Source organism: Pseudomonas sp. A39, assembly GCF_058145955.1.
The window spans coordinates 143181-165190 of record NZ_JBYVMD010000008.1; the positions used below are offsets into that span (position 1 = coordinate 143181).

Annotated in this window: 17 protein-coding genes; 12 read left to right on the plus strand and 5 right to left on the minus strand. The window is 63.1% G+C overall.

Features of this window, described 5'->3' with window-relative positions:
* Positions 1–17: 17 nt before the first annotated feature.
* On the minus strand, positions 18–623 hold the full coding sequence (locus AC3ZU9_RS08780) for a cysteine hydrolase family protein (protein WP_046036126.1): 606 nt from the start codon (positions 621–623) through the stop codon (positions 18–20).
* 241 nt (positions 624–864) lie between these two features.
* Here AC3ZU9_RS08780 and AC3ZU9_RS08785 point away from each other — a divergent pair, with 241 nt between their 5' ends.
* From AC3ZU9_RS08785 to AC3ZU9_RS08795, 3 genes are all read left to right on the plus strand, one after another.
* Entirely contained in the window at positions 865–2127 is a 1263-nt protein-coding gene (locus AC3ZU9_RS08785) for a serine hydrolase domain-containing protein (RefSeq protein WP_122811245.1), read from the plus strand.
* 115 nt (positions 2128–2242) lie between these two features.
* A complete protein-coding gene (locus tag AC3ZU9_RS08790; protein WP_490090597.1) occupies positions 2243–3580 on the plus strand; it encodes an alginate export family protein in 1338 nt (445 codons plus the stop codon).
* A gap of 40 nt (positions 3581–3620) precedes the next feature.
* Positions 3621–4724 carry a polyamine ABC transporter substrate-binding protein gene (locus AC3ZU9_RS08795; protein ID WP_102061403.1) on the plus strand — a complete coding sequence of 368 codons (1104 nt, stop codon included), beginning with the start codon at positions 3621–3623 and terminating at the stop codon, positions 4722–4724.
* A gap of 332 nt (positions 4725–5056) precedes the next feature.
* On the opposite strand, the gene AC3ZU9_RS08800 is transcribed toward AC3ZU9_RS08795, so the two are convergent.
* A complete protein-coding gene (locus tag AC3ZU9_RS08800) occupies positions 5057–5668 on the minus strand; it encodes a TetR/AcrR family transcriptional regulator (protein ID WP_012724469.1) in 612 nt (203 codons plus the stop codon).
* Between the two features lie 98 nt (positions 5669–5766).
* Positions 5767–7527 carry a sigma-54-dependent Fis family transcriptional regulator gene (locus tag AC3ZU9_RS08805; protein ID WP_046036123.1) on the minus strand — a complete coding sequence of 587 codons (1761 nt, stop codon included), beginning with the start codon at positions 7525–7527 and terminating at the stop codon, positions 5767–5769.
* 269 nt (positions 7528–7796) lie between these two features.
* On the opposite strand from AC3ZU9_RS08805, the gene AC3ZU9_RS08810 reads away from it, so the two are divergent.
* The 3 genes from AC3ZU9_RS08810 (at position 7797) to AC3ZU9_RS08820 (ending at position 11158) form a co-directional block, all read left to right on the plus strand.
* Positions 7797–9272, plus strand: coding sequence for a benzaldehyde dehydrogenase (locus AC3ZU9_RS08810; protein WP_012724467.1), 1476 nt, complete (start codon positions 7797–7799; stop codon positions 9270–9272).
* 89 nt (positions 9273–9361) lie between these two features.
* Positions 9362–10129 (plus strand): coniferyl-alcohol dehydrogenase, encoded by a 768-nt coding sequence (locus AC3ZU9_RS08815; protein ID WP_046036122.1) that lies wholly within the window; start codon positions 9362–9364, stop codon positions 10127–10129.
* Positions 10130–10210: 81 nt separating this feature from the next.
* Positions 10211–11158: a SphA family protein gene (locus AC3ZU9_RS08820; protein WP_012724465.1), complete on the plus strand. Its 948-nt coding sequence runs from the start codon at positions 10211–10213 to the stop codon at positions 11156–11158.
* On the opposite strand, the gene mhpT is transcribed toward AC3ZU9_RS08820, so the two are convergent.
* Positions 11136–12344: a 3-(3-hydroxy-phenyl)propionate transporter MhpT gene (mhpT, locus tag AC3ZU9_RS08825; RefSeq protein ID WP_046036121.1), complete on the minus strand. Its 1209-nt coding sequence runs from the start codon at positions 12342–12344 to the stop codon at positions 11136–11138. The genes AC3ZU9_RS08820 and mhpT overlap by 23 nt on opposite strands.
* Before the next feature lie 308 nt (positions 12345–12652).
* On the opposite strand from mhpT, the gene AC3ZU9_RS08830 reads away from it, so the two are divergent.
* Positions 12653–13978: an OprD family porin gene (locus AC3ZU9_RS08830; protein WP_490090598.1), complete on the plus strand. Its 1326-nt coding sequence runs from the start codon at positions 12653–12655 to the stop codon at positions 13976–13978.
* Between the two features lie 5 nt (positions 13979–13983).
* Here AC3ZU9_RS08830 and AC3ZU9_RS08835 read toward each other — a convergent pair whose 3' ends face one another.
* Positions 13984–14472 carry a MarR family winged helix-turn-helix transcriptional regulator gene (locus AC3ZU9_RS08835; RefSeq protein ID WP_012724462.1) on the minus strand — a complete coding sequence of 163 codons (489 nt, stop codon included), beginning with the start codon at positions 14470–14472 and terminating at the stop codon, positions 13984–13986.
* A 212-nt stretch (positions 14473–14684) separates the two neighbouring features.
* Here AC3ZU9_RS08835 and AC3ZU9_RS08840 point away from each other — a divergent pair, with 212 nt between their 5' ends.
* From AC3ZU9_RS08840 to AC3ZU9_RS08860, 5 genes are all read left to right on the plus strand, one after another.
* Positions 14685–15515 carry a p-hydroxycinnamoyl CoA hydratase/lyase gene (locus AC3ZU9_RS08840; RefSeq protein WP_010567568.1) on the plus strand — a complete coding sequence of 277 codons (831 nt, stop codon included), beginning with the start codon at positions 14685–14687 and terminating at the stop codon, positions 15513–15515.
* 76 nt (positions 15516–15591) lie between these two features.
* Entirely contained in the window at positions 15592–17040 is a 1449-nt protein-coding gene (locus tag AC3ZU9_RS08845) for an aldehyde dehydrogenase (protein ID WP_490090599.1), read from the plus strand.
* A gap of 63 nt (positions 17041–17103) precedes the next feature.
* A complete protein-coding gene (locus AC3ZU9_RS08850; protein WP_490090600.1) occupies positions 17104–18978 on the plus strand; it encodes a feruloyl-CoA synthase in 1875 nt (624 codons plus the stop codon).
* Positions 18975–20216: a thiolase family protein gene (locus tag AC3ZU9_RS08855; RefSeq protein WP_490090601.1), complete on the plus strand. Its 1242-nt coding sequence runs from the start codon at positions 18975–18977 to the stop codon at positions 20214–20216. The genes AC3ZU9_RS08850 and AC3ZU9_RS08855 overlap by 4 nt, the downstream gene beginning before the upstream one ends.
* A 32-nt stretch (positions 20217–20248) precedes the next feature.
* Positions 20249–21991, plus strand: coding sequence for an acyl-CoA dehydrogenase (locus AC3ZU9_RS08860; protein ID WP_490090602.1), 1743 nt, complete (start codon positions 20249–20251; stop codon positions 21989–21991).
* Positions 21992–22010 lie beyond the last annotated feature (19 nt).

The window sequence follows — 22010 nt, forward strand, 5'->3', positions numbered from 1 at the left end:
GTCGCCCCTTTTTTTGCTTATTTTTCGCGCAACGCCCCAAGGAACTCGGTGTGCCGCAACACCTGCGAAAACATGGGCAGCGTGAAGTTTTCAGCGGCCTTTTGTTGCTCATCGGTGAACGTCGCCGTGCAGTCGCTCAAGGTCACCACGTTATAACCCTTCTCATACCCTGACCGCACCGTACCCTCGACACAACAGTTGGTCAGAAACCCTGCCACCACCAGGTTCTGGATACCGTTGTTGCGCAGCACCAGGTCCAGGCCCGTGGTCGCAAAACCATCCAGCCCGCGCTTGCCTTCCACGAGAATATCGCCGGTTTCACGGGTGATCGCTTCCGAGATCTCGGCGCCCCAACTGCCGGTGCGGAACGCGCTGCCGTCGGCGACACCTTTGAGAATCCCATAATGGCGCGTGGTCAGCTCCGGATAGCCGTCGGCGAACTGGATCGGCAGGTGGATGATCTTCACCCCGAGTGTGCGGGCTTGCTGCACCGTGGTTGCGGTGTTGGCCAGCATGTCGCCGGTGTGCATGACGTCTTTGACGGCGTCATGGAACACGCCGCCGGGCGTGGTGAAGTCGTTCTGGAATTCGATCAAGACAAGGGCGGTGGCGTTTGGATTCATGTTGGGTCTCCGATAAGGATCACTGTGGGGAACGTCGGGACGGGTCCTTCAGCATAGTTAACTGCGTTCGTTAAGGCTGGGGATTTAAGGACAATGTACAGCAGCGCAGATCGGTCACGTCAGAATGAAACCGAACAGGTCTTTGGTTATTTGATTAAAAGATTTATTGACTAAAGAATATTTGCCGGTTAATTATTACCTGGCATCTGCTCGCATGCAGAGTCATTTCCAGGGTTATCCCATGGGTCAGAACATCATGCCGTCATTGGCCAGCCTTTACGTTGAGACGAACGAGTCTTCCACCCAGCCCCGCTTGGCGCCTTTACTGATGCAGGGCTTCCCGGCGGGGCCCAAATACCGCGTCACTTGGCACAACTGGATGCGCCCGCCCTTTAACCAGTGGGGGTTTCGCAACCTGGCGCGACTGCGTCCCTCCATCGATGTGCGCGCGGGCGCCGGCCCCGCCGGGCCCTTGAACACCGCGCCACAGGCATTGGATGCCCTGTACTTCGACAGTGAGTGCGGGTTGAGCGTGAGTGTCATTGAGCATCTGCTGGCCAGCCAGACCGATGCCTTTTTGGTGATGCAGGGTGACACCGTGCTGTTCGAACGCTACTTCAACGGCCAGCGCGCCTGTGACCGGCACATCATGTTCTCGGTGACCAAATCACTGGTCGGCACCCTGGGCGAAGAACTGGTGACCCGCGGCGTGCTCAACCCCGAGCTGCCCGCCGCGTACTACGTGCCGGAACTGGTGGGCAGCGCGTTTGGTGATGCGACGGTGCGCCAGCTTTTCGACATGGCGGTGGGCATCGATTACAGCGAGGTCTATGACGACCCCAATTCAGAGAGCTCGCAGTACGGCTATGCCTGTGGCTTCCAGCCGGCATTGGCGCAATACGCTCAGTTCGAGTCGTTGTACCAATACCTGCCGTCGCTGAAAAAACGTGGCGTGCACGGCGGGTTTTTCCACTATGTGACCGCCACCACCGAAGCCTTGGCGTGGGTGATGGAGCGGGCTTCGGGCAGCGCCTGCAGTGAGCTGCTGGAGGGTATCTGGCAGCAGTTGGGGTGCGACCGTGACGGGTATTTCATCGCCGATCCGTGGGGGCGTAATGTCGCCGGGGCGGGCTTTAGTGCCACCTTGCGCGACATGGCGCGTTTTGGTCGCCTGCTGGCCAACAACGGCCGCCAGGACGGGGTTGAGCTGCTGTCGCCCGAGACCGTCGCCCGCATCACCGCTGGGGCCGACCCGGCGGTTTACGCGCAAAACGCCGAGTTCTCCCACTGGACACCCGGTGCGTCCTATCGAAGCCAGTGGTACGTGTTCAACGACCACAGCCAGGCCCTGATGGCCGGGGGCATTCACGGTCAATACCTGTTCATCGACAAACCGTCCGGCGTGGTGATCGTCAAGCAATCGTCGCTGAACGAGGCGGTCAGCCCGTTCGATACCGACAGCGTGCGCATGCTGCGCGCGATTGCCGCCCACCTGAGCCACTGACCCCGTCAAAAAATAAGAGTCTTGCGTTCTATTCACCTGGCTTGTCCAGGTGTTGGCGACGCCCTGCGTCGCCATTGACTGCCCTGTAACAACAATAATTCCACAGGAGCTTCTTATGGTTTTCACCAAGCGTTTCTCTCGAGCGCTCTTAGCGGTCGGCTTACCCTTGACCACCCACGTCGCATGGGCGGGCTACACCTTTGAGGACGGCAATCTCAAGGGTGAAGTCAACCTCACGGTGGGCGGGGCGACGCTGTTCAGTCGTGGCGTCAACTTCGGCAGCGGCCGTGTGGATGCGCGCAACGGCAAAAACGGCGGCGCCCGGATCAACTGGCAAGAGTTCTACGTAAAACCAGGCGCCAAATTCGAGTACGCGGTGCAACCCGATTTCAGCCTGCTGGCGGGCGGTTCGCTGGTGGCGGCAAGCACGTTCGGCGACGGTGATGCCGGTGGCTTCACCCGCAGCTCCGACGGCAAGGTCGCGGCCGAAGAACTCTACGGGGGTTTCCGCGCCGGCGAATGGAAGCTGACCGCCGGCCGCCAGAACTACATGATCGGCACGGGGTTCATCGTCATGGACGGTAACCTCGACCAGCACAAAGACGCTGCCTACTGGCTGGGCCCTCGGACCGCCTTCAAGGATTCGGCGGTCCTGGCCTGGGACCACGGCGCACTGAAGTCTCAGGCGTTCACCCTGCGCACCGATGATGATCTGGGCGACTTCCGGATGACCGGCGTCAACCTCGATTACAACCTCGATGATCAGGTGACGCTCGGCGCCATGGCCATGAAGGTCAATGCCCTTGGCCCGAGAGGCAGCACGCTTCCCCGACGCCGGGACGGCATGCGGGTGTACAACCTGAGGGCGCTCAATGCCAAGGTTCCCGGCGTGCCGGCACTGACCTTGAACGCCGAATACGCGTTGGAGCGCGGCAGCGGCGAGGGTGTCGATTACGCCGCCAACGCCTGGTATGGCCAGGCGGACTATGCGTTCAGCACATTGCCGCTGACCCCGATCATCGGCTACCGCTACGCGAGTTTTTCCGGCGACGACAACCTCTCCGACAACCGGCAAAAAGCCTGGGACCCGCTCAGTAAGGGCTTTGTCGACTGGAGCACCTGGCTGATCGGCGACGTGGTGGGTAACTACCTGCTGTTCAACAGCAACGAAAACGTCCAGCAGTTTTCCCTCAAGACCCACCTCAACGAAACCGTGACCCTCGGTGCGATTCACTACCAGTTCTGGCTGGACGAGAAAAACTACATGGGTGCACCGGTCAACGATCGGCGCTTTGCCGACGAGAGCGTGGTATTCCTCGACTGGACGCCCACGCCGTCGTTCTATACGTCGCTATCGTACAACTGGGTCAAGCCACTGGCCGCCGCCAAACAGGTGTTCGGCGATGACCAAACGTTCAGTGCGCTGGAGCTGTATTTCACCTATCGCTATTAAGTGCTGCGAGCCATCGTGGCCGCGCTGGAGTGTTTTCACCATGAACAGTTTTTTGCGTAACACCGTGCTGGGCACTGTCGCTTCGTTGTTGATCAGTGGTTTTTGCCTGGCTGAAGAACGCACCGTACGGATCTACAACTGGATCGAATACCTGCCCCCCGAGGTGCTCAAGAGCTTCCAGGAAGAGACCGGTATTCGCCCGATTTACGATGTGTTCGACAGTGCCGAAACCATGGAATCCAAGCTGCTGACCGGCAACTCCGGGTATGACGTGGTGTTTCCGGGCAGCGCCAACCTGGGGCACCTGATCAAGGCCGGTGCGGTCCAGCCGCTGGACCGCACGCAGTTGCCGAACTGGCAGCACCTGGACCCCCAGTTCATGCAGTCCCTGGAGGCCGTGGGCGACACCGGCAATCGCTACGCCGCGCCTTACTTGTGGGGCACTACGCTGATCGGCTACAACGTCGACAAGGTCCGCAAGGCCCTGGGGGCCGACGTGCAGATGAATACCTGGGACATCATCTTCAAGGAAGAGAACCTTGCCAAGCTGGCCGCTTGCGGGGTCGGCTTCCTCGACGCGGGCAACGAGATCGTGCCCATTGCCTTGCACTTCAAGGGCCTCGACCCCAATAGCCAGAAGCGCGAAGACTACCCACAGGCCCAGGCCGTGATGATGAAGATCCGTCCTTACATCACCTACTTCAACTCGTCGCGTTACGGCATGGATTTGGCCAACGGTGATGTCTGTGTGGCGGTGGGCTGGTCCGGCGGTGTCGCGCTGGCCAAACAATTGGCGGATGCCGCCGGCAAGGGCGTCAAGGTCGAGATGGCACTGCCCAAGGAAGGCGCGCCGATGTGGTCGGACGTGATGATGATCCCGGCCAACGCGCCCGATCTGGCTGAGGCGCACGCGTTCATCAATTACATCCTGCGTCCGGAGGTGATTGCCCGCATCAGCAACAAAATCGGCTATCCCAACCCGAACAAAGACGCCACCGCGCTGGTGGACGCCAGTATCCGCAACAACCCCAACATGTATGTGCCGGACGCCGCGCGCAAGACGCTGTTCGCCCTGGAGCCGATTCCGGCTGCCGTGGAGCGCATCCGTACCCGCACCTGGATCAACATCAAGACGAACCGCTGAACAGGGTGGCCCGGTGCGTGCGCGCCGGGCCCGACCCTGGAAGCTGTCAGGCCCATTGATCTATACATTTCGATGAAGACATAACCTGAGAACATGAGGTGCTTGTGGTGAGCAGGCTTGCCCTACGCGGTGCAAGCCCTAATGCCAGTCAGTTAATAAGCAGCAAGAGCGAAAAGTAACCCGTGGCGAGGGAGCTTGCTCCCGCTGGACTGCGCAGCAGTCCCAGTCTTTTGAAACAAAGAACTGGGGCCGCTTCGCGACCCAGCGGGAGCAAGCTCCCTCGCCACAGCGTTATGTGTCAGCGTTTAAGGTTTATATACATGCCTATGCCCTCAGGCCTGCATGCCGTAGAACAGCAACTCGGTGATACGCCTGACCTGCGTAGAGTGCGCATCGATATCCGGGTGTTCCTGGTTGACCAGCCTGAACAGTTGCAGGTGTGAGTAGTCGTTCAACAGGAATGCGGCCAGTTCCACATCGAGTTGCGGGCGCAGCTTGCCGGCCCGTTGCAGCTCCCTCAGCAGTTCACTGATTTGCGCCCTGAGGGCATCGTTCATGGCCCGATAACCTGCGGGCAGTTCATTGCTGCCACCGAACAGGATCAGCGGCAACAGTTCGCGCCACAGGCTGGGATGCATGACTTCGAGGGCATAGCCCGTGAGCAGCCGTTCCAGGTGGCAGAGCGCGTCGACCGGGTCGTCTATTGTGTGGATCAGGCTGCGGGTATCAGTGATGGCCCGCTGATCGGCGTGGCGCAGGATCTCCAGGATGATTTCCTGTTTGTTGCCGAAATACTTGAACACCGTGGGCGGCGACACGCCGGCCTGACTGGCGATCTGTTCGATGGTGGTGTTCTGGAAGCCCTGGCGCTCAAACAGTTCGATCGCCGCCTGGCTGATGGCTTGGCGGCGTTCGGCTTTCTGACGTTCACGCAGTCCGCTCACAGGAGATCCTTGTCACGAGTAGGAAAAAAGGGCGCTTGTAGCCCGGTACCTCTGCAAAATACTTAATTGGGTAAAGCTTTTAAAGCACTCATTTCCAATCACGGGGTTTGCCGCTGATGCTTCTTCAGCCGGTAGGCAAATTGCGCACGGCTGAGGCCCACGAGCCGGGCGGCGGCCGCGAGGTTGCCGGCGTTGTGTTGCAGCGCCTCATTGATCAGGCGCGACTCCAGGCCATCAATGGAAAAGCCCTGGTCCAACTGGCCAAGGGTGTCCAGCAGCGCGGGGCGTGGGGCTTGCAGTCCCGTGTTGGACAGGCTGCCATGGTCGTCCAGGCCATAGGGATCCGTCGGCATGGGTTCGTTGCGAAACAGATGCACCAAGTCAATGGCTTGGCCTTCGTCGCTGGCAATCAGGCCGCGTTCGATCAGGTTTTGCAGCTCGCGCACATTGCCCGCGAAGTCGTAGCGCAACAGTACCTTCAGGGCGCGCATGGTCAGGCCCGCCGGGGTTCGGGCGTATTCCTGGCAGAAGCGCGTGAGGAAGGCGTTGATCAGCAACGGAATATCATCCCGGCGCTCACGCAGGGGCGGCAGGGCGATGGGGTAGACATTCAACCGGTAGAACAGGTCTTCACGAAACGTACCGTCAGCCACGGCTTTGCGCAGATCAATATTGGTGGCGGCTACCACCCGCACATCCACCTTGATCCCACGCACGCCGCCGACCCGTTCGATTTCGCGTTCCTGCAAGGCACGCAGCAACTTGCTTTGCCCTGCCAGGCTGAGGCTGGTGATTTCGTCGAGGAACAGTGTCCCGCCCTGGGCCCGCTCGAAACGCCCGGGGCGCGAGTGCGTGGCGCCGGTATACGCGCCGCGCTCGACGCCGAACAGTTCGGCTTCGATCAGGTTGTCCGGGATGGCGGCGCAATTGAGCGCCACAAACGGGCGCTCGTGCCGGTGACTGAGCTGGTGCAATTGGCGCGCAAACATCTCCTTGCCCACCCCGGATTCACCGCTGATCAGCACCGTCGCCGGGGTCAGCGCAACGCGTTGCAGGGCTTGCGTTGCGGCGTTGAACGCCGCGCTGGCGCCCACCAGCGCTTGCGGCGGGTTGACCCAGGCGCCGTGGTTTACTGGGTGGTCGGGAGTGGTGGAGGGGGCGGGACTGGTGACGGCCTGGGACACGTTCAGGTAGCGCAGGTCTTGCTCGACGTCACCCCATTGTTCGGCCGTCTTGCCCACCACCCGGCAGCATCGATGGCCCATGCCCCGGCATTCCACTTCGCGGAAAATCACCATTTGCCCGAAGAGGCCGCTGACAAACCCGATGGCATACCCGGTTTCAGTCCAGCACACCGGGTCCTGGCCGATGCCATAGGCGCTCACGTGCTCATCGGCTTCGCAGGAGTGGTGCCAGAGAAACTCGCCTTCGTAGAACCCCGAGTCGGCATCGAACTTGAAATGCAGCGGTTCGACCTTGGTCATACCTTCCAGGGTGTGCAGGTGGGTCCCGGCGCGAAACACCGCGGCGGCATCGGCCTGTGGCCAGCGCTCGCGTATCAGCCGCGCATCCCGCGCGCCGGAGGCGTAACCGGTGCGGGTGAACAGGCCGCGCGCCTGCTCCAGCCCCAGGCGCTCGATGACTTCCCCGCGCAGGGCGCCGAACGAGGAACTGTGCAGCAACATCATGCGTTGGTCGTTGAGCCAGATACGCCCGTCTTCTGGGGAAAAGAACAGGCAGTCGGCCAGTTCTCCAGGCGTCGGCGAGCTGCTGTCGCTGAGTTGGCGGCTGTCGCCCCGTGGATGATAGGGCGCGGTGGCCACCCGATCATCGGGCAGCGCGCTGTGGGGATTAGTCATTGTTATGCCCCTGCAAAGCGAATGAACGATTTGAGTAACTGCTCAGATAGTTATTAAACATAACCTTATCAATTGAACAAGTGGCGAGGCCGTGGTTTTTGCCACGGACCGACGCCTGATGGCTGAGTGGTACGTGGCGGGCCCCGGCATAGAGCCTTCGGCGATTTATGTCAGCGTCGCCGCGCGCAAGCGGCACAGCCTTTGCTCAAGACCTGATGCGGCGTTTGCCTATGTGCAGGCGATGACAATTACAAGAACCGGGAGTTGCCATGTCAGTGTCTGAAACCACCCACCTGTTACAGCGGGCCCTTGAGTCCGAATGCCTGTTCAACGGCGATTGGATACCCGCCTCGGGGTCCGTGATGCCTGTGATCGAACCTGCCACCGGCGAGCCCTTGATGCGGTGCGCCATGGCCAACGCGGCCGACATCGCCGTCGCCAGTCGCAGCGCGGCCCTGGCCCAGCCGGCATGGGCCGCACTCGGCCCACGGGAACGCGCCGCCGTGTTTCGCAAGGCGGCGGACCTGGCTCAGCAGTGCTTCGCCGAACTGGCGCTGTATGTCGCCCGCGAAACCGGGGGCGCGCTGTTCAAAGGTGAGCACGAAGTGCGCGAAGCGATCGTGCTGCTGCACCAGGCGGCGGGCCTGTTGTCCCAACCGCACGGGCTGGTGCTGCCCAGTGCGGCCGGGCGCCTGTCCTATGCGCGGCGCCAGCCCCATGGCGTGGTCGGGGTGATTTCACCGTTTAATTTCCCCCTGGTGCTGTCGCTGCGTTCGGTGGCGCCAGCCTTGGCGGCGGGCAATGCGGTGGTACTCAAGCCCGACCCGCAGACCCCTGTCAGCGGCGGTTTTCTGATCGCCCGGCTGTTCGAGGAAGCGGGCCTGCCCAAGGGCCTGCTGCACGTGTTGCCCGGTGCTGCGCCGGTCGGTGAAGCGCTGTGCCGTGACCCGAATGTGCAGATGATCACCTTTACCGGCTCCACGGCGGCAGGGCGCAAAGTCGCCGAGGTGGCCGGGCGTCACTTGAAAAAAGTCGCGCTGGAACTGGGTGGCAAAAACCCGTTGATCATTCTCGACGACGCCGACCTCGACCTGGCGGCAAGCAATGCGGCCTGGGGCGCCTGGCTGCACCAGGGGCAAATCTGCATGGCGACCGGCTTGATTCTTGCCCATGAATCCATCGCCGAACGTCTCACGCGCAAGCTGGTGGACAAGGCCCGGGCGCTCACCGTGGGCAATGCCGCTCGGGGTGAAGCAGCGCTCGGCCCGTTAATCAACCCACGGCAATTGCAGCGCGTGCACGAGATCGTCAGCGACAGCCTGCAAGCAGGCGCACGGTTGGAGGCTGGCGGCGAATATGACCAGTTGTTCTACCAGCCCACCGTGCTCAGTGGCGTGCGGCCGGGCATGCGCGCCTTTGAGGACGAAGTGTTCGGCCCGGTGGCCAGCGTGGTCAGTTTTGCCACCGACGAGGAGGCCATCGAGCTGGCCAACCGCACGGAGTATGGACTCTCGGCCGCCATCATCTCGCCGTCCGTCGGGCGCGCCATGGCGATCGGCGAGCGGCTTAATTGCGGCCTGTTGCACATCAACGACCAGACCGTGGCCGACGAATGCATCAACCCCTTCGGCGGGCGCGGCGCTTCCGGCAACGGCGGCAGCGTCGGCGGGCCGGCCGACTGGGACGAGTACAGCCAGTGGCAGTGGGTTACGGTGAAAAACACGCCGCCTGTCTATCCGTTCTGAGTTTCGGCCGTACTGAGTCGTGGCCGTACTGAGCCCTGGCTCATCGGTTTGCTCCACCCATGCCTATACAAAAACAAGAGGGCTTGAACATGAACCTGCATAACAAAACCCTGGTTGTCACCGGTGTCGCCTCCGGCATTGGCGCCGAATTGGCGCGGCTCGCGCGTTTCCAGGGCGCCACGGTGATCGGCGTTGATCGCCATGAACCGCAATTGACCCTGGATGGATTCTTCCAGGCGGACTTGGGTGACCCTGCCAGCATCGATGCCTTGGTGGCGCGCCTGCCGGCACGGGTCGACGGGTTGTGCAACATTGCCGGCGTGCCCGGTACGGCACCCGCGCAGACGGTGGCCGAGGTCAATTACCTGGGGCTGCGGCATCTTACGCAAGCGCTGCTGCCCCGCATGCCGGCGGGCGGCAGCATCGTCAATGTCGCGTCGGTGCTCGGCGCGCAATGGCCGCAACGGCTGGAACTGCACAAGGCCCTGGCCGCCACGCAAGACTTCGCGGCAGGGCAGCAGTGGCTGGCGGCCAATCCGGTGGCGCAGGCCACCTGTTATCAGTACTTCAAGGAAGCGCTGATTGTGTGGAGCTTCCAGCAAGCCCAAGGCTGGTTTCGCGATCACTCGGTGCGCATCAACTGCGTTGCGCCGGGGCCGGTGTTTACCCCGATCCTGGGCGACTTTGTCAGCCTGCTCGGGCCGGAGCGGGTGGCCGAGGACAGCCAGCGCATGACCCGTCCAGCCCTGGCCGATGAGGTGGCGGCGGTGATCGCCTTCCTTTGCTCGGACGCCGCACGCTGGGTCAACGGGGTCAATCTGCCGGTGGACGGTGGGTTGGCCGCCACCTACGTGTAGGGCCTGCAACCGCGGTAAACCCCGGCGCGGATCCACCGTGCCGGGGGTCTTGAACAACAACAAAAATACAGGACACACAAGATGCTCAAGCCTATCTTGCGGGCAGTTGCGGCCATGACCTTTGTCGCACTGTCATCGACTGCACACGCTTACGATTTGCCCGGACTCAACCTGGGCAGCACCAGTTTCTACGACGGCTCACCGGCACCGGCCGGCCCTGGCTGGTACTTGGAGGAGTACCTGACGTACTCCCGCGCCAGCCGTTTCAACGACGCCAACGGCCACAAGCTGGCGTTGCCCAAACAGGATCTGGAAGTGGTGGCGCCGACCACGCAGATCATCTACCTCGGTCAACCTTTGGCCAATGGCGCCATGCCCGGCTTCACCTTGATCAACACCTCGCTGGCCCATGTGGATGTCGATGATGGTTTGCATAACGCCGCGTTGAGTGCTCGTGAAGGCTTTGGCGACGTGACGCTTGGTGCCTTCCTGCAACTGCCGACCCTGAGCCGGGCCGATGGCAGCCCACTGTTGACCCAGCGCGTCGAGGCCGATGTGTCGGTGCCGGTGGGGGCCTATAACCGCAATCGTTCGATCAACCCCGGCAGCAACTTCTGGTCATTCAACCCGTATTATGCGGCGACGTACTGGTTCAACCCGAAATGGTCGGCGAGCGGGCGTTTCATGTACCTGTGGAACGGCAAGAACGATGATCCACAGGCAGGCTTCGGGGATGTTTCCGATACCCAGGCCGGCCAGGCCTTGCATGCCAACCTGACGCTGCAATATGCCTTGAACCAACAACTGAGCGTGGGGGTAAATGGCTACTGGTTGAAGCAGATCACCGACACCCAGGTCGATGGGCACGACGTGAGTGGGCGGCGGGAAAAGGTCTGGGCCATGGGCCCAGGCCTGGTCTATGCCTTCAACAAGGAAAACGTGCTGTCGGTGAACGCCTACTTCGAGCAGCAGGCTGAGAACCGCACCCAGGGCAACAAACTGGTGCTCAATTGGCTGCACAAGTTCTAGGTGGCGCGGCCCGCACCATCACGCTGATGATGGTCAGCGCGGCAATCACCACCCCGGGGGAGGTCGCCAGCAGGACCCCCGCGGTGCCGGCGCCGGCTGCGAGCAGTTGGCCGGCCGCCAGCGGCCCGGCCACCGAACCCAGGCGGCCGACGGCTACCGCGGCACCGACGCCGGTGGCGCGTACCGAGGTGGGGTAGGAGGGCGGTGCCGACGCGTACAGCACCAACTGCGCGGCCATGACGAACAAGCCGGCGGCAAAGCCGGCAATCGCCATGGGCACGATGCCCACTGAGAGTCCCACGCCCGCGAGGGCCGCCAGCAACCCGGCGTACACGCACAACACCACTTTGACGGCATTGCAGCGGTCCAGCAGCACGCCGCCAAGCAGTGAACCCAGAGCGCCGCCGATATTGAAGAGCATCTGCACCATGCCCGCCTGGGGTTTACTGAAGCCTTGTTCCAGCAACAGCGACGGCAGCCAGTTGAGCAGCATGTACATCACGGTCAGGGTGAAGAAGTAGCTGAGCCACAACGCCAGTGTGGTGCGCGCGCGACCCTCGCCGAACAGCGCCTGGGACGTGGAAGGGCGGGCGCCGGGGGTGTTGTCGCGCTGTTGGCGAAAGGCGCTGGATTCAGGCAGCAACAGGATCATCAGCGGCACGGCCAGCAAGGGCGCCAGGCCGCCGATGATAAAGGTGGTTTGCCAGTGTTCACTGGAAAACATCGCTACCACGGCAGCCAAGGCGCCACCCAGCGGTACGCCGCAGTACATCACGCTGATGGCGGTGCCGCGCTTGTGCTCACTCACCGCTTCGGCGCACAGAGCGATCAGGTTGGGCAGTGCCGCGCCCAGCCCCAGGCCGGTCAGGAAGCGCACCAGCAACAGGCCCGAATAGCTGTCGACAAACGCGGTGCTCAGGGAAAACACCCCGAACAGCAGCACTGCCATCACCAGGATTTTCTTACGCCCGATGCGGTCGGCGACCCAACCGCCGAAGAACGCCCCCGGCAGCAGGCCAATGATGCCGACGCTGAAGACCCAGCCGAGCATCTTCGGGTCCAGGGCGAACGTTTGACGTAACCCGGCGGCGGCGGTGCCGGCGGCTTGCAGATCGAACCCCTCGATCAGCGCAACGATAAAGCACAACGCAATAGTCAGCGTCGAACGACGCGATGGACTGTCCATGGGCAAACCTCATTGTTGTTTTTATGGGGATGGCGAGCTTCAGTGGCTGCTGGCGATTAAGATAACAAAGATAACTAAAAAATGAATAGCGGATAAAAAACCTTAAAAAATAAGAATAAATCGATCAAAAACATGTGGTTATGATTAAGATCCATATGAAGCTGAAAAATAGATAGTTTTATTAATGTTCGATTATCGCTCAGTTGCAGTTGACGAGCGCCCTCGGCTGTTTCCATTCTTGGCTCGCAAAGCCGACTGGGCCGAGCGTGTGACACCCCAAAAACAACAACAAAAAATGGACATCGAACATGCCAGAACTCCCGATGGAGGACGCCGTTGCGGCTGCGTCAGTCTCCTGTGTGTCGAACAACATTCCACGCCTGTTGCTGGCGTCGCTGGCCTTGAGCGTGCTACCCACCCCACTGTGGGCGGCAGGCTTTATCGACGACAGCCACGGTACCTTGACCCTGCGCAATTACTACCTGGACCGTGACTACAAGGACGACGGTGCGAAGACGGCCGCACGGGAATGGGCCCAGGCGTTCATCCTCAACCTGGAATCGGGATACACCCCAGGCCCAGTCGGCTTTGGCCTGGATGTGCGTGGGTTGATGGGGGTCAAGCTCGACTCGTCACCGGACCGCAGCGGCACCGAGTTGTTGCCGGTGTCGGCCAGCGACAAGCGTGCCGCCGATGAATACGCGCGCCTGGCCCCGACCGCCAAGCTGCGGTTTGCCCAAACCACGGTGAAGGCGGGTGACGTGTCGATCTTCCTGCCGTTCGCCTTCGCCAGCCCGTCGCGCCTGCTGCCGCAGACCTTTCGCGGCACCACCCTGAGTTCCAAGGACATCGAGGGCCTGACCCTCAACACCGGCTATATCGACCGTATCAACAAGCGCGACTCCACGGACTACCAGGCCATGACCGTCGCCTCGCCCAACCGGCGTTTCAATGCCACCGCCACCACCTCGCACCTGGCTTACGTCGGCGGTGACTACCAGGTCAACAAAGACCTCAGCCTGCGCGTTTATCACTCGCAGGTCGCGGACCTCTACCAGCAGGACACCCTGGCGTTGCTGCATAACCTGCCGGTGGGGGATGGCGTGCTCACCAGTGACCTGCGCAGCTTCTTCAGCCGCGAGGACGGCAGTGCCAAGGCCGGGAACGTGGATAACCGCAACCTCTCGGCGCTGTTTGGTTACCGCCTGGGCGGCCACCGCGTGAGCCTTGGCTACATGCATTCAAGCGGCGAGACCGCCACGCCCTATATTTCCGGCACCGAGTTGATGGGCATGAGCGAGCTGACCATGAGTTCGGACTTTCTCAACGCCAAGGAGCGCACCTGGCAGGCCATCTATGACTACGATTTCGCCGCAGCGGGTGTGCCGGGGCTGAAGAGCCGGCTGCGCTATGTGCGCGGCGACAACATCGAATTGGCGGCTTTCAACGCCGAGGATCGCAAGGAGCGCGAGTTCCAGATGGAGCTGGGCTATGTGATTCAGAGCGGCCCGCTGAAGAGCGTCGGGTTCATGGCGCGCAAGTCGATCTACCGCAATGACTTCCCCAGCGGCGCAGCCTTTCGCGACGAAAACCAGACCCGCTTCCTGGTGCTCTACACCGTGGCGCTCTGGTAGGGCGATCAGTCCTGATAGACCTTCTTGAGCAAGCGCAGCAGTTCTTCACGTTCCTGGCTGTCCAGGGCGGCCGTGGCGTCCTGGTCGCTCTGGGCGGCGATTTCCTTGAGCGCTTTGAGCAGGGTTTCGCCGGTCTTGCTGAGGAAGATCCCGTAGGAGCGTTTGTCGGGCTTGCAGCGGACCCGCACGGCGAGGGCGCGGCTCTCCAGCTTGTTCAGCAGGGGCACCACCTGGGGCGGCTCAATCGCCAGGGCACGGGCCAGGTCGGCCTGCATCAGCCCAGGGTTCTGCTCGATGATCGCCAGGGCCGAGAACTGCGCGGGACGCAGGTCGTGGTCCGACAGCCGGCCGATCAGGTTCTGGAACAGCTTGAGCTGGGCGCGGCGCATGGCGTAACCGATCAGATCGTCCAGGGCTGAATCCAGCGGCGGCCGCACCTCCTCGTTGTCGGGCAGTGCCGGGCTGGGGGCGGCGATGTTGGAAGGCTTGGCCATTAACAGTGCAATCCTCAAGAGGTGGAGGTTAAGAAGGCTATCTAGTTTGCCGAGGTTGGCGAGCCCTGGCTATGCCGACGTTTCACAACACCATAAAAACTCGGGTTTTACACCGAAAAAATATTGGTTATCCAGATTAATAGTTAATTGACATAACTATATTTGCGGTTTAATTTCGACTCATCTTCACACCAGAACAAGAGCGTACCGCCATGAGCAATTACGAAGGCCGTTGGACCACAGTCAAGGTTGAGATCGAGGAAGGCATCGCCTGGGTCATCCTCAACCGTCCGGAAAAACGCAACGCCATGAGCCCGACCCTGAACCGGGAAATGATCGACGTACTGGAAACCCTGGAGCAGGATCCTGCCGCCGGCGTACTGGTACTGACCGGTGCCGGCGAAGCCTGGACGGCCGGCATGGACCTCAAGGAATACTTCCGCGAAGTGGACGCCGGGCCGGAGATCCTCCAGGAAAAAATTCGCCGCGAAGCCTCGCAATGGCAATGGAAACTGCTGCGCATGTATGCCAAGCCGACCATCGCCATGGTCAATGGCTGGTGCTTCGGCGGCGGCTTCAGCCCACTGGTGGCGTGCGACTTGGCGATCTGCGCTGACGAAGCCACCTTCGGCCTCTCGGAAATCAACTGGGGCATCCCGCCGGGCAACTTGGTGAGCAAAGCCATGGCCGACACCGTGGGCCATCGCCAATCCCTGTACTACATCATGACCGGCAAGACCTTCGGCGGGCAGAAAGCCGCCGAAATGGGCCTGGTCAACGAAAGCGTGCCCTTGGCGCAACTGCGCGAAGTGACCATCGAACTGGCGCGCAACCTGCTCGAGAAAAACCCGGTGGTGCTGCGCGCGGCCAAGCATGGCTTCAAGCGCTGCCGCGAACTGACCTGGGAGCAGAACGAGGATTACCTCTACGCCAAGCTCGATCAGTCGCGCCTGCTCGACACCGAAGGCGGTCGCGAGCAGGGCATGAAACAGTTCCTCGACGACAAGAGCATCAAGCCTGGCCTGCAGGCGTATAAACGCTGAAGGGCGCGGCCGCCTGGCCGCGCCGCTGTACCCCGCTTGAACGTATTCCCGATAAAGACAATAAAGAGGAATCACCATGCTGGACGTGCCCCTGTTGATCGGCGGCCAGTCGTGCGCCGCCCGCGACGGTCGAACCTTCGAGCGCCGCAACCCGGTGACCGGTGAAGTCGTCTCGCGGGTCGCCGCAGCGACCCTGGAAGATGCCGACGCCGCCGTCGCCGCCGCTCAAGCCGCGTTCCCCACCTGGGCAGCGCTGGCCCCCAACGAGCGCCGCACCCGTTTGCTCAAGGCGGCCGAGCAATTGCAGGCGCGCAGCGCGGAATTTATCGCTGCGGCCGGTGAGACCGGCGCCATGGCCAACTGGTACGGCTTCAACGTGCGCCTGGCGGCCAATATGCTCCGCGAAGCCGCGTCGATGACCACCCAGATCACCGGCGACGTCATTCCCTCCGATGTCCCCGGCAGTTTCGCCATGGCCCTGCGTCAGCCCTGCGGCGTGGTGCTGGGCATCGCGCCGTGGAATGCCCCGGTCATCCTCGCCACGCGGGCTATCGCCATGCCGCTGGCCTGCGGCAATACCGTGGTGCTCAAGGCCTCGGAATTGAGCCCGGCGGTGCACCGCCTGATTGGCCAGGTGCTGCAGGACGCCGGGCTGGGCGATGGCGTGGTCAACGTGATCAGCAATGCGCCAGAGGATGCCGCCGCGATTGTCGAGCGGCTGATCGCCAACCCGGCCGTGCGCCGGGTCAACTTCACGGGTTCGACCCATGTGGGGCGGATTGTCGGCGAACTCTCGGCGCGTCACCTCAAACCGGCCCTGCTGGAGTTGGGCGGCAAGGCGCCGTTGCTGGTGCTCGACGACGCCGACCTCGATGCAGCAGTGGCGGCGGCAGCATTTGGTGCCTACTTCAACCAGGGGCAGATTTGCATGTCCACCGAACGCTTGATTGTCGATGCCAAGGTCGCCGATGCGTTCACCGCCAAGCTGGCGGCCAAGGTCGCGACCCTGCGCGCGGGCAACCCCGACGCGGCGGATTCAGTGCTGGGGTCGCTGGTGGACGCGCGTGCCGGCACGCGCATCAAGGCCTTGATCGACGATGCCCTCGCCAAAGGTGCACGGCTGGTGGTGGGCGGCCAATTGGAAGGCAGTATCCTGCAGCCGACCCTGATCGATGGCGTCACCGAACACATGCGTTTGTACCGCGAAGAGTCCTTCGGCCCGGTGGCGGTGCTGCTGCGCGGTGACGGAGACGAAGCCCTGCTGCGCCTGGCCAACGACTCCGAGTTTGGCCTGTCGGCGGCGATCTTCAGTCGCGACACCGGGCGTGCGCTGGCCTTGGCGCAACGGGTGGAGTCGGGCATTTGCCATATCAACGGCCCGACCGTGCACGACGAGGCGCAGATGCCGTTTGGCGGGGTCAAGTCCAGCGGCTACGGCAGCTTTGGCGGCAAGGCTTCGATTGAACACTTTACGCAATTGCGTTGGGTCACCTTGCAGAACGGGCCGCGGCATTACCCGATCTGAACAAGGCGCGGCGACATAACAATAACAAGGCGGCGTTGATCCGCCTTGATGGAGGACATCCTTGTGAGTTCCGAATTCCGACCGCAACCCCAGCCCACGCCGCGATACCGCGAGGTGTCCATCGGCCACGCGCCGGTGCAGGTCACTGAAGAACAGGGCGTGTTGCACATGCGTTCCCTGGATCCGCTGGGTGAATTACCGGCACGCTTGCTCGATCGTTTGGTGCATTGGGCCCAGGTGCGGCCCGAGCAAACATTTATCGCCGCACGCCAGGCCGGTGGTGATTGGCGTCGTGTCAGCTACAGGGAAATGCTCGACAGCGTGCGCGCGATTGCCCAGGGCCTGCTGCGTTACGGCCTCTCGGCGGACAAACCGCTGGCATTACTGTCTGGCAACGACATCGAGCATCTGCAGGTGGCTCTCGGCGCGATGTATGCCGGAATCCCTTACTGCCCGGTGTCGCCGGCGTATTCATTGTTGTCCCAGGATTTCGCCAAGCTGCGGCATGTGTGCAACCTGCTGCAACCGGGCTTGGTGTTCGTCAGCGATGCGTCCGCTTACCAACGCGCAATCGACGCCGTATTGCCGGTCGAGACTCCGTTGATCAGCGTGCGCGGCCACGCGCCGGGGCGCACTCAGGCCAGCTTCGCCAGCCTTCTGCAAACGCCGGGTGGCGCTGAGGCCGAAGCGGCGTTCAAGGCCACCAGCCCCGACAGCATCGCTAAGTTTCTCTTTACCTCGGGCTCCACCAAGTTGCCCAAAGCGGTCGTCACCACCCAACGCATGCTCTGCGCCAATCAGCAGATGCTGCTGCAGACGTTCCCGGTGTTCGGTGAGGAACCGCCGGTACTGGTCGACTGGCTGCCGTGGAACCACACCTTCGGCGGCAGCCACAACGTCGGCATTGTGCTCTACAACGGCGGTACGTTTTACCTCGACGACGGCAAGCCGACGGTCCAGGGCTTTGCCGAGACCCTGCGCAACCTCAAGGACGTGTCGCCCACGGCCTACCTGACGGTGCCCAAGGGCTGGGAAGAACTGGTCAACGCCCTGGAGCAGGACGCTGAGTTGCGCGAGCGCTTTTTCGCGCGGATGAAACTGTTCTTCTTCGCCGCCGCCGGCCTGTCGCAAAGTATCTGGGACCGCCTCGACCGCGTGGCCGAGCGGCACTGCGGTGAACGTATCCGCATGATGGCCGGGCTGGGCATGACCGAAGCCGCGCCGTCCTGCACCTTTACCACCGGGCCGCTGTCGATGGCCGGGTATATCGGGTTGCCCGCACCGGGCTGTGAGGTGCGCCTGGTGCCGCTGGACGGCAAATTCGAGGGACGCTTTCGCGGGCCGCACATCATGCCCGGTTACTGGCGGGCGCCCGAGCAGACCGCCGAGGTGTTCGACGAACTGGGTTTCTATTGTTCGGGCGACGCGATCAAGCTCGCCGACCCGCAGCAACCGCAACTGGGGCTGATGTTCGATGGACGCATTGCCGAGGACTTCAAGCTCTCCTCAGGCGTGTTTGTCAGCGTTGGGCCGCTGCGCAATCGTGCGGTGCTCGAAGGCTCGCCTTATGTGCAGGACCTGGTGATTGCCGCGCCGGACCGCGAATGCCTGGGTGCCCTGGTGTTCCCCAGGCTCTACGAGTGTCGCCGGCTGGCGGGCTTGAGCACCGACGCCAGTGACGCCGAGGTGCTGGCCAGCGCGCCGGTGCGCGAGTGGTTCGGTGACTGGTTGCAGCGGCTCAATCGCGAGGCCACCGGCAATGCCAGTCGCTTGGAGTGGATTGCCGTGCTGGATGAGCCGGCGTCCATCGACCGTGGGGAAATCACCGACAAAGGCTCGATCAACCAGCGTGCGGTGTTGCAATGGCGCGCGGCGAGGGTCGAGGCGTTGTATCGCGGTGAAGACCCGACCATCCTGCGCGCCGGGCCCAAGCCTTGAGCGGCGCCGGGCAGTATTCGGCGTTTGCCGACGCGGCGATTTTCGAGGCGGTGCGCACCCCGTGGGTCGACCTTGGCGGCGCGCTGTCCCAGGTGTCGCCCATCGATTTGGGGATCAAGGTGGGCCGCGAAGTGCTGGCGCGAGCCGGCATCGAGCCTGGGGCGGTGGACAGCGTACTGGCCGGCTCCATGGCCCAGGCCAGCTTCGATGCCTACTTGCTGCCACGGCATATCGGCTTGTACAGCGGGGTGGCGCAATCGGTGCCCGCGCTGGGGGTGCAGCGCATCTGCGCCACCGGTTTCGAGCTGTTGCGCCAGGCCGCCGAGCAGCTGCGTGACGAGGTGCAACTGGCCCTGTGCGTGGCCAGTGAATCGATGTCGCGCAACCCGATTGCCGCCTACACCCACCGGGGCGGCTTTCGTCTCGGCGGCGAAGTGCAGTTCAAGGATTTTCTCTGGGAAGCGCTGTACGACCCGGCCCCGGGCCTGGACATGATCGCCACGGCCGACAACCTCGCGCGCCGTTATGGCTTGAGCCGCGAGGCGGTGGACCGCTACGCCTGCGACAGCCATCAGCGCGCCTTGCAGGCACAACGTGACGGCGCCTGGGCTGAAGAAATCGTCACGGTCGATCACCAGGTGTTCGCGCTTGAGGGCTATCAGCCCAGAGGGATCAGCCTGGCACGCCGCGCCAGTGCCGTCAGCGCCGACAGCCACCCACGGCCCACCGACCTGGCGGCCTTGGCGCGTCTGCACGCCGTGCATGCCGACGGTGTACAAACCGCCGGCAACAGTTGCGCGGTGGTCGATGGCGCGGCGGCCGCCCTGGTGGGCCGCGCCTCGGCCTGCACGCGTGCGCCCCTGGCGCGGCTGCTGGCCAGCGCAGTGGTGGGGGTGGCCCCGGAGTTCATGGGCATCGGTCCGGCACCGGCAATTCGCCTGCTGCTGCAACGCAGCGGGTTGAGCCTGGACGACATCGGCCGTTTCGAGATCAACGAAGCCCAGGCCGCCCAGGTGCTCGCGGTGGCTCAGGAATTGGAACTGGACAGCGCCCGGCTCAACGTCCAGGGCGGCGCCCTCGCGCTGGGGCATCCGCTGGCCGCCACCGGCCTGCGCCTGGTCATGACCCTGGCCCGGCAATTACGCCAGCACCACCTGCGCTACGGGATTGCCGCCGCGTGTGTGGGCGGCGGGCAGGGCATGGCGTTGTTGATCGAAAACCCCGCCTATCGCGCTTGAAGCGCACGATTTTTAGTCGATGAGGTGTGCCGATGTGGAGCTATGAGGCGCCTTTGCGCGATATGCAGTTTGTGCTTGAGCACTGGTTGCAGGCACCCGACACGTGGCGCCGCAGCCCGGCGTTCGAGGCCCTGGACCTGCCGCTCGCGCTCCAGGTGCTGGAAGAGGCGGCGCGCTTCAGTCAGGGCGTGCTGGCGCCGTTGAACAGCCAGGGTGACCGCCAGGGCTGCCGGTGGCAGGCGGGCCAGGTCAGCACCCCGGACGGCTTCGTCGAGGCCTATCGCGCCTATGTCGAGGGTGGCTGGCCCGCGCTGGCGTGCGCCGAGGCGGCGGGCGGGCAGGGCTTGCCGCAACTGCTCGAGGCGGCGCTGCAAGAGATGCTCTACGCCAGCAATCACGCCTGGGCCATGTACACCGGCATCGCCCACGGCGCGTACCTGTGCCTCAAGGCCCACGCCGCCCCCTGGCTGCAGGCGCGCTATTTGCCCGAGATTGTCAGCGGCCAGACCTTGCCCACCATGTGCCTGACCGAACCCCAGGCCGGCAGCGACGTCGGCTTGCTGCGCTGTCGCGCCGAGCCCCAGGCGGATGGCAGCTATCGCCTGAGCGGCAGCAAAATATTTATCTCCGGTGGCGAGCACGACCTCACGGCCAACATCCTGCACCTGGTGCTCGCGCGCGTGCCCGATGCGCCGCCGGGCAGCCGTGGCATTTCACTGTTCCTGGTGCCCAAGCAGCTGGACGATGGCCAGCCCAATGGCGTGCGGTGTGACGGCATTGAACACAAGATGGGCATCAAGGGCAGCGCTACGTGCTCGCTGGTATTCGACGGTGCCCAAGGCTGGCTGATCGGCGCGACCAATCGCGGCCTGGCGGCGATGTTTGTGATGATGAATTCGGCGCGCCTGCATGTCGGCCTGCAAGGCTTGGGGCATGTCGAGGCGGCTTGGCAGAACGCCCGCCAGTACGCCGCCGAACGCTTGCAGATGCGTGCGCCGTCAAGGCCGGAAGAGGTGGTCGCCCAGGCGGCTGACCCGATCCGTTACCACCCGGCCATGCGCCGCGTGTTGCTGGAGCTGCGCACCACCAGCGAGGGCATCCGCGCCATCGGCTATTGGGCGGCGCACCTGCTGGATCAGGCCGAGCATGACCAGGACTCGTCGGCCGCGCAGTTGGCGCCGTTGCTGACGCCCATCATCAAGGCGTTTTTCACCGAACAGGGTTTTCGGCAGGCCAGCCATGCGCTGCAGGTGTTCGGCGGTTACGGCTATGTCACCGAGTTCGCCATCGAGCAAACCCTGCGCGACAGCCGTATCGCGATGATCTACGAGGGCAGTAATGAGATCCAGGCCAATGACCTGTTGCTGCGCAAGGTGCTGGGGGATGAGGGCCGCGCCTTTGGCCTGCTGCTGGACGCGTTGCGCGCCGAGGCCGGGCAGGGCGGACAGTCTGTCGAATGCGCAGGCTTTTGCGGTGCGTTGGGTAGCCTGTGCGACGCGTTGGCCCGTGTGGTGAGCGCCATACGTGAACGCGCGCACGAGGACAGTGAATACCCCTATCGGGCGGCACCGGATTTCCTCCAGCTCTGTGGCGTCGCGTTGCTGGCCTTTGCCTGGGCGCGGGCCGCGCGGGTCTCCAGGGCACTGCCCGACGATGATCCCTTGCGTGCCGCCAAGCTGCAAAGCGCCGGGTTCTTTTTCGATTACCTGCCGTCGCGGCTGGCGCAGCACCTGGGCGCCATAGACGGGGCACGCGCAGCGCTGGCGTTCATCTGACGCGGCCAGGTGCTTGCGG

Bases quoted from the DNA above. Each gene is read 5' to 3' on its own strand.
- AC3ZU9_RS08780 (WP_046036126.1), bottom strand. From the start codon at position 623: ATGAATCCAAACGCCACCGCCCTTGTCTTGATCGAATTCCAGAACGAC.
- AC3ZU9_RS08785 (WP_122811245.1), top strand. From the start codon at position 865: ATGGGTCAGAACATCATGCCGTCATTGGCCAGCCTTTACGTTGAGACG.
- AC3ZU9_RS08790 (WP_490090597.1), top strand. From the start codon at position 2,243: ATGGTTTTCACCAAGCGTTTCTCTCGAGCGCTCTTAGCGGTCGGCTTA.
- AC3ZU9_RS08795 (WP_102061403.1), top strand. From the start codon at position 3,621: ATGAACAGTTTTTTGCGTAACACCGTGCTGGGCACTGTCGCTTCGTTG.
- AC3ZU9_RS08805 (WP_046036123.1), bottom strand. From the start codon at position 7,527: ATGACTAATCCCCACAGCGCGCTGCCCGATGATCGGGTGGCCACCGCG.
- AC3ZU9_RS08810 (WP_012724467.1), top strand. From the start codon at position 7,797: ATGTCAGTGTCTGAAACCACCCACCTGTTACAGCGGGCCCTTGAGTCC.
- AC3ZU9_RS08815 (WP_046036122.1), top strand. From the start codon at position 9,362: ATGAACCTGCATAACAAAACCCTGGTTGTCACCGGTGTCGCCTCCGGC.
- AC3ZU9_RS08820 (WP_012724465.1), top strand. From the start codon at position 10,211: ATGCTCAAGCCTATCTTGCGGGCAGTTGCGGCCATGACCTTTGTCGCA.
- mhpT (WP_046036121.1), bottom strand. From the start codon at position 12,344: ATGGACAGTCCATCGCGTCGTTCGACGCTGACTATTGCGTTGTGCTTT.
- AC3ZU9_RS08830 (WP_490090598.1), top strand. From the start codon at position 12,653: ATGCCAGAACTCCCGATGGAGGACGCCGTTGCGGCTGCGTCAGTCTCC.
- AC3ZU9_RS08835 (WP_012724462.1), bottom strand. From the start codon at position 14,472: ATGGCCAAGCCTTCCAACATCGCCGCCCCCAGCCCGGCACTGCCCGAC.
- AC3ZU9_RS08840 (WP_010567568.1), top strand. From the start codon at position 14,685: ATGAGCAATTACGAAGGCCGTTGGACCACAGTCAAGGTTGAGATCGAG.
- AC3ZU9_RS08845 (WP_490090599.1), top strand. From the start codon at position 15,592: ATGCTGGACGTGCCCCTGTTGATCGGCGGCCAGTCGTGCGCCGCCCGC.
- AC3ZU9_RS08860 (WP_490090602.1), top strand. From the start codon at position 20,249: ATGTGGAGCTATGAGGCGCCTTTGCGCGATATGCAGTTTGTGCTTGAG.